Genomic DNA, 14,387 nt, shown 5'->3' on the forward strand with positions numbered 1-14,387 from the left:
CACGGGCCATGTGGCCGATATCGACCCCCCTTGTCCACAGCCACCCGATTGCCTCGGGCGCCGAATGGTTACGCTCGAAGACGTGAGCAGGCTCCAGGTCGTCAGCGGTAAGGGCGGGACCGGCAAGACGACGGTCGCCGCGGCCCTCGCGCTGGCCCTCGCCACGGCAGGGAAGCGAACGCTTCTCGTCGAGGTGGAGGGCCGGCAGGGCATCGCACAGCTCTTCGAGACACAGGCGTTGCCCTATGAGGAACGCAAGATCGCCGTCGCCTCGGGGGGCGGTGAGGTATACGCACTGGCCATCGATCCCGAACTGGCCCTTCTGGACTACCTCCAGATGTTCTACAAACTGGGAGGCGCCGGACGGGCCCTGAAGAAGCTCGGCGCCATCGACTTCGCGACCACCGTCGCGCCCGGCCTGAGGGACGTGCTCCTCACCGGCAAGGCGTGCGAGGCGGTACGGCGCAAGGACAAGAACGGGCGGTTCGTGTACGACTACGTCGTCATGGACGCCCCGCCCACGGGCCGCATCACCCGCTTCCTGAACGTCAACGACGAGGTCGCCGGGCTGGCCCGGATCGGCCCGATACACAATCAGGCACAGGCCGTGATGCGGGTGCTGAAGTCGTCGGAGACGGCCGTGCACCTGGTGACGCTGCTCGAGGAGATGCCCGTCCAGGAGACCGCCGACGGTATCGCCGAACTGCGGGCGGCGAAGCTGCCGGTGGGGCGGGTCATCGTCAACATGGTGCGGCCCGAGGTGCTCGACGAGGACGGTCTGGAACTCGTACGGACCGTGACTCGTTCTTCCGTCGCCCGGTCGTTGTCCGCCGCCGGACTCGGCGGGGCGCGGCGCGGGGGGCACGCCGAGCGGCTGGTGGATCCGCTCCTTCAGCAGGCCGAGGAGTACGCCGAGCGGCACGCGCTGGAGCACGAGCAGCGCGCGGTCCTCGGCGAACTCGACCTGCCGCTGCACGAACTGCCGTTGCTCGCCGAGGGCTTGGACCTCGCGGGCTTGTACCAGCTCGCCAACGAACTGCGGAAGCAGGGGATCGCATGAGTCCGGACCAGGCTCACGACCAGGGAAGCACCCGGCGCCGTCTCTCCCCCGCGCCCGTGCTGGACCTCGATCCACTGCTCGACGACCCGGCGACCCGCATCGTGGTGTGCTGCGGCTCCGGCGGCGTCGGCAAGACGACCACGGCGGCGGCGCTGGGGCTCAGGGCGGCCGAGCGGGGCCGCAAGGTGGTGGTCCTGACCATCGACCCGGCCCGCCGGCTCGCCCAGTCCATGGGCATCGACTCGCTGGACAACACCCCGCGCCGCGTCAAGGGCGTCGAGGGGGACGGCGAACTGCACGCCATGATGCTCGACATGAAGCGCACCTTCGACGAGATCGTCGAGGCGCACGCGGACGGCGACCGGGCTGCCTCGATCCTGGGCAACCCGTTCTACCAGTCGCTCTCGGCGGGCTTCGCGGGCACGCAGGAGTACATGGCGATGGAGAAGCTGGGGCAGCTGCGCGCGCGGGACGAGTGGGACCTGATCGTCGTCGACACGCCGCCGTCCCGCTCGGCGCTGGACTTCCTGGACGCGCCGAAGCGGCTCGGGTCGTTCCTGGACGGCAAGCTGATCCGCGTCCTGCTGGCGCCCGCCAAGGTCGGCGGCCGCGCGGGAATGAAGTTCCTGAACGTCGGGATGTCGATGATGACCGGCGCGCTCGGCAAGCTGCTCGGCGGGCAGCTGCTGAAGGACGTGCAGACGTTCGTCGCGGCGATGGATTCGATGTTCGGCGGCTTCCGCACGCGCGCGGACGCCACGTACAAGCTGCTCCAGGCGCCCGGCACGGCGTTCCTGGTGGTGGCGGCTCCCGAGCGGGACGCGCTGCGGGAGGCCGCGTACTTCGTGGAGCGGCTGGCCGCCGAGGACATGCCGCTGGCCGGCCTGGTGCTGAACCGCGTGCACGGCAGCGGTGCCGCCCAGCTGTCCGCCGAGCGGGCGCTCGCCGCTGCGGAGAACCTCGACCTCGTCCATGCCCGCGCGGATGAAAATCTTGAAGAGCCCCGCATTGTGGATCAGGACGGCGGGAAAGCTGGTCTTCGTAACTCTCCCGACACGTACGGCAGTTCAGAATCTCCCGCAACCGATCCGGAGCGCGACGCCCCCACCGGCGCGAACCGGCACACGGCCACCGACACGGACCGGACAGCGAGCGCCGACGCGAACACCGGCGCGGACGCGGACCGGACCGTGGACGACCTCACCGCAGGCCTGCTGAGGCTGCACGCGGAACGCATGCACCTGCTCTCCCGCGAGCAGCGCACGCGTGACCGCTTCACCGCGCTGCACCCCGAGGTGGCGGTGTCCGAAGTGGCCGCGCTGCCCGGCGATGTGCATGACCTCACGGGGCTGCGGGACATCGGGAACCGGCTCGCGGCCAACCGGCCGGAGCTGCCCGAGGCTGCCGACGCCTGAGCCGAGGGTTCTCCTCAGCCCACCGCCGCGTAGTTCTCGTAGATCTCGTCGTCGTCGAGCGGCAGGATGCCGGCCCCACGCTCATACTCCGAACGCGCCGTCTCCAGCAGGCGGCGCCAGGAGGTCACAGTCGGACGCCTGCGCAGCAGTGCGCGGCGCTCGCGCTCGGTCATGCCTCCCCACACGCCGAACTCGACGCGGTTGTCGAGCGCGTCGGCCAGGCATTCGGTGCGTACCGGGCATCCGGTGCACACCGCCTTGGCCCTGTTCTGCGCTGCTCCCTGAACGAACAGTTCATCCGGATCGGTAGTGCGGCAGGCAGCCTGCGCACTCCAGTCGGTTACCCAGCCCATACCGGCGCCGTCCTCTCCCGAATCGAGGCTCCCCCACGGCGGCAGCGGCATATTCACCGCCGCCAGTTGAGGACGTTACGGAAGGTGGGCACAGCGCAACACCCCCTTCGGGCCCAATCTTGAATGGCCCGAACGGACTATGCGTAAGCGGCAGATCACCCGGGGGAGTGAGCCCGCGACATATGCGGCTTTCCCGGCAACCGGGACAGTTCAGTTGAGTCACAACGGACGCCGGGTGACACACAAGGCGGATTCGGACACGTCCCCATCAAAAAAGTCGGGGAACCTCCGGAACGATTCGGGGTCGCCGGACGTATTGATACGTAGCCCTGCTGCTGTGACAGTTGAGAGCAGCTTAGGCCAAGGCATTGACGCGTGTCCGGCGAATGAGAACGTAGGCTGCCCTCATGCCAAAGAAGCGCTCGGGCGGTGGTCTGTCGCCAACGCAGCAGGCCGCCAAGTTCCTCGGTGTCAGTGTGCTCGCGGGAGCCGTGCTGGCCGGTATCGCCCTGCCCGCGTTCGGCGCGCTGGGCCTCGCCGCCAAGGGGTCGGTGGAGTCGTTCGACGAACTCCCGGCCAACCTCAAGACGCCCCCGCTGAGTCAGCGCACCACGATCCTCGACGCCGAAGGCGGCCAGATCGCCACGGTCTACTCGCGGGACCGCACGGTGGTCGACCTCAAGAACATCTCGCCGTACATGCAGAAGGCGATCGTCGCGATCGAGGACTCACGCTTCTACGAGCACGGCGCGGTCGACCTGAAGGGCATGCTGCGCGCGCTCAACAAGAACGTGCAGAGCAGCGGGGTCTCCCAGGGTGCCTCCACGCTCACCCAGCAGTACGTGAAGAACGTCTTCGTGGAGGAGGCGGGCGACGACCCGACGAAGGTCGCGCAGGCCACCCAGCAGACCATCGGCCGCAAGATCAAGGAGCTGAAGTACGCGATCCAGGTCGAGGAGGAGCTCGGCAAGAAGAAGATCCTCGAGAACTACCTGAACATCACGTTCTTCGGCGAGCAGGCCTACGGCGTCGAGGCGGCCTCACAGCGTTACTTCTCCACGCACGCCAAGGACCTCACCCTCCCCCAGGCGGCGCTGCTGGCCGGCATCGTCCAGTCCCCGACCGTCTACGACCCGGTCAAGGACGACGTCACGGCCACCAACCGCCGCAACGTCGTGCTGAAGCGCATGGCCGAGGTGGGCGACATCACCGAGGCGGAGGCCGCCAAGGCGCAGAAGTCGCCGCTGGACCTGAAGGTCAAGCAGCCGAAGAACGGCTGCATCACCGCCGTGAAGGGCGCCAGCTTCTTCTGCAAGTACGTGGAGCGCGTCTTCCTCAGCGACCCGGTCTTCGGCAAGACCAAGGAAGTGCGGGCGAAGCTCTGGAACCAGGGCGGCCTGACGATCCGGACGACGCTCGAACCGCAGTCCCAGAAGTCCGTCCAGGACTCGCTCAAGGACCACGTCTACAAGTCGGACAAGGTCGCCGCGGCCGCCACGCTCGTCGAGCCCGGCACCGGCAAGATCCTCGGCATGGGTCAGTCGAAGCCGTACGGCTACGGCAAGAACGAGACCGAGTACAACTACTCCGTCAACGCCTCCATGGGCGGCTCGAACTACGGCTTCCCGACCGGCTCGACCTTCAAGCCGTTCGTGGCCGCGGCCGCGCTGGAGGAGGGCCGCCCGGCGAACCAGAGCTACCCGGCGCCGTACGAGATGCCGTACCCGGAGACGGTCCAGACGTGCAGCAGCAAGCCGTGGACCAACCAGGGCAACGACAAGCTGGAGAACGAGAGCGAGTCCGAGAAGGGCCCGTACCAGCTGAAGAAGGCCATGGAGCTGTCGGTCAACACCTACTTCGTGCAGATGCTCGCCGACATCGGCATGTGCCCCGTGGTGAAGATGACCGACAAGCTGGGCGTGGTCCAGGGCAACGGCGACAAGGTCCCCGAGGTGCCCTCGTCGATGACCCTCGGCTCCACCGGCCTCTCCCCCCTGACGATGGCGACCGCGTACGCGGCCTTCGCCAGCCGGGGCATGTACTGCACCCCGATCGCGATCGAGTCGATCACCCAGACCGTGGGCGGCACGAAGAAGTCGCTGGAGGTGCCGAAGTCGACCTGCTCGCGCGCGATGAACGAGAAGACCGCGGACACCATCAACACGCTGCTGAGCGGTGTGACCGACTCCGGTACCGGCAAGCAGGCCGGTCTGTCCGGCCGCGCCAACGCCGGTAAGACCGGTACGACGGACTCCCGCAAGAACGCCTGGTTCGTCGGCTACACCCCGAACCTCGCCGGCGCCGTCTGGGTCGGCAGCGCCACCCAGAAGGTCGAGATGACCAACATCACCATCGGTGGCGTCTACCACTCCCAGGTCTACGGCGGTGACACCCCGGGCCCGATCTGGCGCGACGCCATGACCGGCGCGCTCGAGGGCAAGGAAGCCCCGTCCTTCAACCTCGTCAACATCCCGAACCCGCCCGACAAGGACCGCGGTGACGAGAACGACGACGATGACAACGGTGACAACAACGGCGACACCGGGGACAACGACGACGGCTTCCTCACCGGTCTGCTCACCAACGGCACGACGAACGGCGGGAACTCGACCGGCGGCAACGACGGAGGCACGTTCTTCCAGGGCCAGAGCAACGGAAACGGCAACGGCGGACGCGGCTGAGGCCGGTCCGACGCCGGCCGGTCGGTCGGTCCGCCGGTAGGCAACACAGCGAACGGCCCCTGCTTCTCGTACGGAGAGGCAGGGGCCGTTCGTCGTGCGGGGGCCGTTCGTCGTGCGAGGCCGTTCGTCGTGCGGGGCCGGTGGCGCTCGGCGGAGGCTGACGCTCCGATACGGCGCGTGGCGGCTCGCGGCCGTCACATGGACGGGGTCAGGCCGTCACATGGACGGCGTCAGGCCGTCATCCCGCGAGCAGCCTCTTGACGACCGCGGCGACGCGGCCGCCCTCGGCCAGGCCGGCCACCTTCGGGTTCACGATCTTCATGACGGCGCCCATCGCCCGCGGCCCCTCGGCGCCGGCCGCCCTCGCCTCCGCGACGGCCTGGGCGACGATGTCGTTCAGCTCCTCTTCGCTGAGCTGCTTGGGCAGGTAGGTGGCGAGCAGCTCGCCCTCCGCCTTCTCCCGCTCGGCCGACTCGGCCCGACCACCCGCCGCGAAGGCGTCCGCGGCCTCACGGCGCTTCTTCGCTTCCTTGGTGATCACCTTGAGGACCTCGTCGTCGGAGAGCTCGCGCTTCTCCTTGCCCGCGACCTCCTCCTTGGTGATCGCGGTGAGCGTGAGCCGGAGCGTCGAGGAGCGGAGCTCGTCGCGCCCCTTGATAGCGGCGTTGAGGTCTTCCTGCAGCTTCGACTTGAGCGTGGTCATGGGTTTGATTGTCGCAGGTGTCGGCGGCCGCACGCCCGCCGATTTAAGGGGCGGCGGGGCAAAGGCTTTTGACGGCGTCTGACACGATGGACGTATGCGCGCGCGATACGGAGTTCCCCTGTCCATTGCAGCGGCCGGCGCCGCCGGTCTGGTGTACGCGGCGGGCTTCGAAGCCCGCTCCTTCCGCCTGCGGCGGGTGACGGTCCCCGTCCTCCCCGCCGGGATGCGCCCCCTGCGCGTGTTGCAGGTCTCCGACATCCACATGGTCGGCGGCCAGCGCAAGAAGCAGCGCTGGCTGCGATCCCTGGCCGGCCTGCGCCCCGACTTCGTGATCAACACCGGGGACAACCTGTCCGACCCGGAGGCCGTGCCCGAGGTCCTGGACTCCCTCGGCCCACTGATGGAGTTCCCGGGCGCGTACGTCTTCGGATCCAACGACTACTACGGCCCGACGCTGCGCAACCCCGCCCGCTACCTCTTCGAGAAGGCCCAGGGACGCCACGGCCTGAACGGCAACGCACCCGCCGTCGACGTGGTCCACAACCCGTGGGAGGACCTGCGCGACAACTTCGACGCGGCGGGCTGGCTGAACCTGACGAACACCCGGGGCGTGCTGAAGGTCGAGGGTGCGTCGATCGAGCTGACGGGCGTGGACGACCCGCACATCAAGCGCGACCGCTACGCGCAGGTGGCCGGTGGCCCGTCGGCGTCGTCCGACTTCTCGATGGGCGTCGTGCACGCGCCGTACCTGCGGGTCCTGGACGCCTACACGGCGGACGACTATCCCCTGATCCTGGCCGGCCACACCCACGGCGGCCAGCTCTGCATCCCCTTCTACGGCGCCCTGGTCACCAACTGCGACCTGGACACGGAACGCGTGAAAGGCCTGTCCACGCACACGGCGGAGGGGCACACGTCCTACCTGCACGTGTCGGCGGGATGCGGAACGAGCCGCTACACGCCGGTGCGCTTCGCGTGCCCGCCCGAGGTGACCTTGCTGACGTTGGTCGAGAAGGAGTAGGGCGAGGAGCGACAAGGGGCGGCTGCGACGGAGGGGCGGCTGCGACGGTGGGGCGGCAACGGTGACGGTGGGGCGGCGGAGGTTCCCTCGAACGGCCCTCCCATATCGCCCCTTCTGTCATGTTTGCCTAGCTTGAGGGTATGACCGCGCCGATACCCAGGGACATCCCGGATCTGCCCGCGATACCGCGGACCCACGCGCTACTGCTCTCCTCCGTCCCCGCCTCGGCGGTGGTCGCCCCCGTGCGCCGTCCACTGGCCGCCGTCCTGCGCCTGCTGCTGGCCGGTACGGCGGCCGCGGGCGTGACGCTCGCCCTCCTGCTCGGCAGCCCCTTGCGGGTCCTGAGCCACTTCGCGATCCAGAGCAACATCCTGCTGGCCCTGGTCGCGCTGCTGTCCGCCCGCCGAGCGTGGACGGCCCGCCACCCCCTCCCCGCCGCCCTGACGGGCGCCGCGCTGCTCTACGTCACGATCACCGGCCTCGTCTACCACCTGCTCCTGACGAACGCGGCGGCCCCCTTCTCGGTGACCGGCACGACGACCGCCCCCACGGGCTGGCACCTGGTCGCCGGACACCTCATCCACACGGTGACACCGACAGCCGCCGTCCTCGACTGGCTGCTGCTGACACCCCCGGGCCGACTGCGCCTGCGCCGGGCCGCCACCTGGATGATCTACCCCGTGGCCTACCTGGCGTTCTGCCTCACCCGCGCCCAGCTGATCCCGGCCGGCACCCCGGGCCGCTACCTCTACCCCTTCTTCGACGTCGAGGCCCACGGCTACAAACACGCCCTCGCCAACGCCCTCCTCCTCGGCCTCTCCTTCTACGCCCTCGCGGTCCTCCTCGTGGCCCTCGACCACGCCCGCCCGAACCCGATCAGCCACCGCGCCAAAACCGGATTTCGTCTCGGGCCACCGGTGGGCTAAAGTAAACGACGTCGCCGCGACAAGCAGGACAAGCAGCGACATCGGGGTGTAGCGCAGCTTGGCAGCGCGCTTCGTTCGGGACGAAGAGGTCGTGGGTTCAAATCCCGCCACCCCGACAGTGAAACACCAGGTCAGGCCCGGTGCTGAGAAATCAGCACCGGGCCTGCCTCGTTCTCCAGGGGATCTCTGGAGAAATCCTGGAGAAGATCTTGAAATCTGTCCCCAGATCAGCGCGCTGCTAGCGAGCTTTCAGCAGCACATCCAGAGCAGTCACAGGCGAGCCGAGACTCATGGTCCGGCGCGCGTCCAGTGCTTCCTCCCACATCCCGGTGAGCGCAGTCATGAGTGCCTGCCGCATCCCTGGCGTGATGTGGTCATAGCGCGACTGGACGGAGCCGTCCTCATGACCCATGCGCTCGTCCATGAGCTTTGGCGGGGTCCCCACTTCCCTCATCAGGGTCTTGTGAGTGTGGCGCAAACCGTGCGGAGTAAGCCCCGGGGCGATCGGCACCCAGCACGCCTCAGCCCGCTTGGATGCTCCTCGCCCGCGTGCCGGGATGCCAGGCCACGGCTCAGCAACCACAGGCACTGGCCGCTCTTCCTGACTGCCTCGCCCGGGATACCGCCCTGTCGCAGCCGGTCGAAAGAGCCACGTGGCGAAACCGGAGCGCCGCCAGTGAGCAGCCAACTCCCCCGATGCGGCGTTGCGGATGTACCCGAGATCACTGATGGCTTCCAGCACCTTCAGGCGAATCGGCTCCGCCACAGCATCCGGGCGGTTGAGGACGTTGGAGACGGTGCCGGTCGATACGCCAGAGCGGCGCGCCACGTCGACTAGCTTCGCTCCGGGGCGGCTTACGGACCCGTTGGCGGTTCCATGGCCGCGGAAGACGTAGGCCAGTCCGTGGCACTCGCACGGCTTCGGTCTCGTCCGGGCGATGTGGCCGGCCAGCAGTGAGGCGAGGAAGTCCGGCGTGTCGATGTCGCGGTAGGAGTGGTCCTTGGGCGGGCAGCGGTGCAGTTCGCCTGTGTCGAGTTCGTAGAGCTGCCACTCCACGCGGATGCTCTGCCGCGCCCTGCCCCTGCCCCTCCGGGCCCCGGAGACTGACGAGTTGTTTCGAGGCTGCGTTTAGGAGCCACAACTCAAATTCACCGTCCGGCTCACTCGCTGAAATGCGACGCAGCACTACACCTCCGGCAGGGGGCCGGCCCTGTGAGTCGTGCACTGCACCCTCATGGTGCGCCAACGTCGCTACGAGGTGCGGAGTGGCGGCTCGGGCCAGGAAGGTGAAGCAGGGGACCGCGCCTCAGTGGGAAAGGGTTTCGACTCTGAGTGCGTCTTCGACGTTGCGACGGTAACGCACTCAATCCTTGCGCTGCCGAATCGACTAGGAGTGTCGGGACACCATGTGCGCAGGTCGGACGGGTCGAAGTGGCTTCGATGTTTCACGTGAAACAAGATCCCCGACAAGACCCAGGGCATCTCATCACTTGCCGCAGCACCCTGAGCCTGCCTGCCACAGCCGTGCCACATAGTGCGGTCAGCAGCGGTCAACGACGGCTCGCACAGTCGAAATACGCCCCTCTCCTGGAATGCCGCTACGACCCGAACGACCTGGGGAACAGCGCTGCCAACCACGTCCGCCCTTACGGGGGCTGCGGCCTGCCCTCCTCCGGTGCAGTCGTGCTCGGGTCGATATCCGGCGAGGTGGCCGCGGAGCCGCTTCAGCTGATTCGGGCGTTTTGGCCTCACGGTTAGGGCCTTGTTTCTACGCTGAGTTCATGGTTACGGGGCTGGTGGTGGATGCCAACGGGTTTGAGCTGGTCGTTGAGGGCCGGCGGGTCGGCCCTCGTCGGGTGTTGCAGACCTCTGACGTCGAGCTGCTCGATGCCGTGGCTGGCCGGTATGTGGATGCGGTGCGGAACGGCTCCAGAGACCAGGCGTTGCTCGCGGTGGGACGCGAGTTGTATCGGTGGCTCGACGGCGACCTCGGTCCATTGACGCGACTGCTCAATGAGGCCTCGGCGCCTTTGGTGTTCGAGGTCCGAGCGCCAGCGAACCCGTCCGCAGCGGCGTGGGCGTTGCTGCGGGCACCGTACGAGCTACTGGCCGCGCCCGAGGGCGGGTTTCTCGCCGAGGCGCCGAAGCTGTTCGCCGTGGCGCGTCGGCTCGGTCAACCGAGTCCGGCGCCGGCCCTGGACGGGTATCGGCTCGGGGTGGCGTTCATGGCCTCGGCGCCTCGGGGTCAGCACGAGCTGGACTTCGAGGCCGAGGAAATGGCCATCCTCAGCGCCGTCGGGGAGACGAGCCTTGATCTCGTCGTCGAGGACTCCGGCAATCCCGAGCATCTTGGCCTGCGTCTGTCCGAGCTCGGCGGGATGCCGGTGGTTCATCTGTCGTGTCACGGTCTGCACAACTGGCGCCCGGGGCCCGATGGACCCGCCACCCCTGTCCTACTGATGGAAGACGATCTCGGGAACGGATGTCCGACGAGCGCGGACGAGCTGGTGGGCCTGTTGACTCCTCGGCCGCGGCTGGCGTTCGTGTCGGCTTGCCTGACCGCCACCGGTGCCGACGTGGCCGGGCACGTTCCCGCCGGTGCTGGCCACCGCGGCGGTCCGGCAGCCGAGCCGGGCGTGCCGGTGGCGTACTCGATGGCCACCGGGCTGGTGACCGCTGGGATTCCCGCGGTCATCGGCTGGGACGGCTCGGTCAGCGACCAGGCCGCCACTCGTTTCGCCGAACGCCTGTACCGGCAGCTCAGCCGCCGTGTCGAGGTGGCCGAGGCCGTCGCCGACGCCCGTCGCCACCTGTTGGCCAGTCCCGATGAGCGCCTGCGCGCCGAATGGCACCTGGCGCGGCTGTGGCTGGGGCCGGCTGGTGGCGGTCCGCTGGTCGCGGGAAATCGTAAACGCCAGATGGTGCCCCCACATCATGTGACCAAGACGTTCCTGGACCGCAAGCACCAGCTGCCGGTCGCGGCCGCGGAAATGTTCATCGGCCGCCGTTCGGAAATGCAGCGCACGCTGCAGGCTCTGCGTGGCGGGCAGAAGTCCGGGGTCCTGCTCCACGGGCAGGGACGGTTGGGCAAGTCGAGCCTGGCCGCCAGGATCGCCGACCGTCACCCCAACCGGGCCGTGGCGGTCGTGTTCGGCGCCTACACCCCGACGGCGATCCTCGACGCCATCGCTGACGCCGTCGCCGCCAACCCCGAGGCCCGCGCCCTCATCGAACAGCGGCGCACCGAGATCCGCCAACAGCCAGAAGGCCTCAAACCGCTACTGACTGATCTGCTGGCCGGACCGTGCGCCCAGGTACTCGACGACGTCCGCAAACCCCTCCTACTGATTATCGACGATCTCGAACAGATCCTGACAGCCAACCCTGACGGTCCGCACCGGGTCCACCCCGAGCACGCCACCGTGCTCGCCGACGTGCTCTCCGCGTTCGACCCCGCTCTCACCGATAGCCGGCTACTGCTCACCAGTCGCTATACGTTCACTCTCGGCGGGTTGGAGGCCCGGCTGGAACCGGTCCAGTTGCAGCCACTGAAGCCGGCGGCCCAGCGCAAGCTCCAGCGTCGTCAGCAGGACCTCGCCCCGGCCGGGTACCAGACCCGGCGCGCCGACCTGGCCCAGCGGGCACTTGACGTCAGTTGCGGCAACCCCGGGCTGCAGGACCTCATCGGGTTGCGCCTGGTCTACAGCGACCAGGTCGACCAGGCCCGCGCCGAGGCCGCGGTCGCCGGCATGGAGGCCTACCTTCACCAGGGTGATCTCCCAGCCGACAACTCCGACATCAGAGAGTTCCTGGAAAATCTGGCTCTCGACACCCTCCTCGACCAGGCCGGGCCCGCCCACCGCGACCTGTTGCGAGCCTGCACCCTGTTCACCGTCCCGGTCCCGCAACCCGTCATCGACGTCCTCGCCGATGCTGTCGGTGGATCGGCGTCCCGTCTTTGCGGCCTGGGGCTTCTTGACGCCTTTCCCGACCAGCAGCGCCCCGACTTCCCGGCCTTGGCCGTCAATGCCCTCGCAGCCGGACGCTTGGCCCCCCTCACCCCCGACGAGCGGGCCGCCCTCGCCACCGTGGCTGCCGAACCGCTGTACGCCCAGTGGGGCGGTGCCACACCCCACCCCGACCGCGGCAGCGACCTGGACTTGCAACTGACCCAACTGGCCCTGGCCGCCGACAACCCGACCATCACCGCCGACTGCGCCGCCGTCGCCGTGTCTGCCCTGAGGCAAGGCCCGGCCTCCACCGCCGCCGAACTCGGCCACCAAGCGATCACCCTGCTCGACCGGCACCACCACGAGGTTCCTGTCACCCTGCTACGGGTCGTCGCCAGCGCGGCCGTCACCAGCGGCAACGGCGACCACGCCGACACCCTGCTCCACCGTGCCGTCCAGCAGACCCAGACCAGCGACCGGCAGATCAACCCGGTCGCCCACGCCGCAGTCCTCTACGACCACGCCAACCGCCTGATCACCCGCGGCGAGATCGACCAAGCCCAGGACTTACTCCACCAGGCCCGCCAACTGTTCACCGACACTGGCGACACTCGCTCGGTCGCCATCATTTGGGGAAAGATCGCCGATATCCTCGAGCAGCAGGGCGAGGTCGACGAGGCCCTGCGCATCCACCGCGAGACCGCACTGCCGGCGTTCGAGCGGCTCGGTGACACCCGCTCGGCCGCGATCATCTGGGGCAAGATCGCCGACATCCTCCAGCAGCAGGGCGAGGTCTACGAGGCCCTGCGCATCCACCGCGAGACCGCACTACCGGTGTACGAGCGACTTGGTGACACCCGCGAGGCCGCGATCACCTGGAGCAAGATCGCCGACATCCTCCAGCAGCAGGGCGAGGTCGACGAGGCCCTGCGCATCCGCCGCGAGACCGCACTGCCGGCGTTCGAGCGGCTCGGTGACACCCGCTCGGCCGCGATCATCTGGGGCAAGATCGCCGACATCCTCCAGCAGCAGGGCGAGGTCTACGAGGCCCTGCGCATCCACCGCGAGACCGCACTGCCGGTGTACGAGCGGCTCGGTGACACCCGCGAGGTCGCCATGACCTGGGGCAAGATCGCCGACATCCTCCAGCAGCAGGGCGAGGTCGACGAGGCCCTGCGCATCCGCCGCGAGACCGCACTGCCGGCGTTCGAGCGGGTCGGTGACAGCCGCGAGGTCGCCATGACCTGGGGCAAGATCGCCAACGTCCTCCAGCAGCAGGGCGAGGTCGACGAGGCCCTCGAACTGCAGCTCAAGCGTTTGAGAGTCAATGAGCAGCTCGGCGACATGGACGGCATCGCGGCAACCAACTGGGACCTTGCCCGAATCTATCTGGATCGCGAGGATTTCGACGCGGCGACGCCGAGACTGGTCACCTCGTTTGAGCTCTTTCTGAAGATGCAACGGCCGGAAGGCATCGCAGCAGTCGGGACTGTATTCGGGCAATTTCTGCTGGCCGCGGGTGCACGCGGGCAGGCCCAGCAGGTGTTTCAGGCGAGCCGAACCGCTGCAGCCAAGATCGGTCACGCGGACGCTGTTGACCAACTAGATGAGCTACTGAAGGCCACTGGCGACGGAAACGAGGAATTGTGATCATCAAGTTTGTCGGAGCGGACGTCCAAACCGCCGGGAAGAGCTTCGCCGCGTTGACCTCGAGCTGGGGCTACCCTCCCGAACCAGCTCCGACAGCGGAACCGGCGACCGGTCCGGAAACCAAGGGCGTCGATCCAGTCGCGGTGGCGTCCCTGCTGGTGTCCATTCCATCGGCCATGCTCGCAGTCGCGGACATCGCCGATCGCATCCACAAACGGCGCCGCGCCGGCGAGCTCATCGAACGTGCCCAACAGCTCAGAGCGCAGCAGGCGGCGGCACGACTTGTGTGCGATGACCGCACCGTCGACCTTGCCACTCTCACCCCCGACCAGCTTTTGGAACTCGTCGCCGACGAACCTTCTGCAACCTGATAGCAGGGAACACGGCCCGACGACCGGACTTGGTCCGCCCGGCCCGGCGAACCCGGGACCGCGACTGTCCGCAGGAGAGGAACGTGTGTCAAAGTGTCGTGCCCCAGGGTGTCGAGGAGTTGGCGCGTCAGACCTCTGGTGCAGTATCCGAGCCAGGAGGCGCGACGGAGTGAGTGTCTAACTGCGTGACAACGCCGACGGACAACGACGGACGAGCGCGGACGCCTGTGGACCATCAACGTTGAGTAGCAGATCA

Annotated in this window: 9 protein-coding genes, 1 tRNA gene and 1 pseudogene; 8 read left to right on the forward strand and 3 right to left on the reverse strand. The window is 68.2% G+C overall.

Translation table 11 applies throughout. From position 1 onward, the window contains the following. Positions 1–82: 82 nt before the first annotated feature. Positions 83–1,060: an ArsA-related P-loop ATPase gene (locus OG933_RS20475; protein WP_362522397.1), complete on the forward strand. Its 978-nt coding sequence runs from the start codon at positions 83–85 to the stop codon at positions 1,058–1,060. Further along, a complete protein-coding gene (locus tag OG933_RS20480; protein ID WP_362522396.1) occupies positions 1,057–2,475 on the forward strand; it encodes an ArsA family ATPase in 1,419 nt (472 codons plus the stop codon). Before OG933_RS20475 ends, OG933_RS20480 begins: the two co-directional genes overlap by 4 nt. A gap of 14 nt (positions 2,476–2,489) precedes the next feature. On the opposite strand, the gene wblA is transcribed toward OG933_RS20480, so the two are convergent. Continuing rightward, a complete protein-coding gene (gene wblA, locus OG933_RS20485) occupies positions 2,490–2,828 on the reverse strand; it encodes a transcriptional regulator WblA (protein ID WP_020129278.1) in 339 nt (112 codons plus the stop codon). Positions 2,829–3,235: 407 nt separating this feature from the next. Here wblA and OG933_RS20490 point away from each other — a divergent pair, with 407 nt between their 5' ends. Further along, a complete protein-coding gene (locus tag OG933_RS20490) occupies positions 3,236–5,509 on the forward strand; it encodes a transglycosylase domain-containing protein (protein ID WP_405628277.1) in 2,274 nt (757 codons plus the stop codon). Between the two features lie 238 nt (positions 5,510–5,747). Here the strand turns inward: OG933_RS20490 and OG933_RS20495 are convergent, their stop codons facing one another. After that, entirely contained in the window at positions 5,748–6,212 is a 465-nt protein-coding gene (locus tag OG933_RS20495) for a GatB/YqeY domain-containing protein (RefSeq protein ID WP_362522392.1), read from the reverse strand. A gap of 94 nt (positions 6,213–6,306) precedes the next feature. Between OG933_RS20495 and OG933_RS20500 the strand changes: the two genes are divergently transcribed. The 3 genes from OG933_RS20500 to OG933_RS20510 all read left to right on the forward strand — a co-directional run bounded on the left by OG933_RS20500 (position 6,307) and on the right by OG933_RS20510 (position 8,275). Then, positions 6,307–7,233, forward strand: a complete 927-nt coding sequence (locus tag OG933_RS20500; RefSeq protein WP_405628280.1) for a metallophosphoesterase — start codon at positions 6,307–6,309, stop codon at positions 7,231–7,233. A 140-nt stretch (positions 7,234–7,373) separates the two neighbouring features. Then, positions 7,374–8,159 (forward strand): Pr6Pr family membrane protein, encoded by a 786-nt coding sequence (locus OG933_RS20505; RefSeq protein WP_362522388.1) that lies wholly within the window; start codon positions 7,374–7,376, stop codon positions 8,157–8,159. Positions 8,160–8,201: 42 nt separating this feature from the next. After that, a tRNA-Pro gene (locus tag OG933_RS20510) sits at positions 8,202–8,275 on the forward strand. 122 nt (positions 8,276–8,397) lie between these two features. Here the strand turns inward: OG933_RS20510 and OG933_RS20515 are convergent. Next, positions 8,398–9,228: pseudogene (locus OG933_RS20515) on the reverse strand (LacI family DNA-binding transcriptional regulator); the annotation flags it as partial. Between the two features lie 713 nt (positions 9,229–9,941). Between OG933_RS20515 and OG933_RS20520 the strand changes: the two are divergent. After that, positions 9,942–13,760: a tetratricopeptide repeat protein gene (locus OG933_RS20520; protein WP_405628282.1), complete on the forward strand. Its 3,819-nt coding sequence runs from the start codon at positions 9,942–9,944 to the stop codon at positions 13,758–13,760. Beyond that, positions 13,757–14,131 (forward strand): hypothetical protein, encoded by a 375-nt coding sequence (locus OG933_RS20525; RefSeq protein ID WP_405628284.1) that lies wholly within the window; start codon positions 13,757–13,759, stop codon positions 14,129–14,131. The genes OG933_RS20520 and OG933_RS20525 overlap by 4 nt, the downstream gene beginning before the upstream one ends. The last annotated feature ends 256 nt before the right edge of the window (positions 14,132–14,387 follow it).

Source organism: Streptomyces sp. NBC_00016, from assembly GCF_045040885.1.
In the GTDB taxonomy this organism is placed as follows: domain Bacteria; phylum Actinomycetota; class Actinomycetes; order Streptomycetales; family Streptomycetaceae; genus Streptomyces; species Streptomyces coriariae.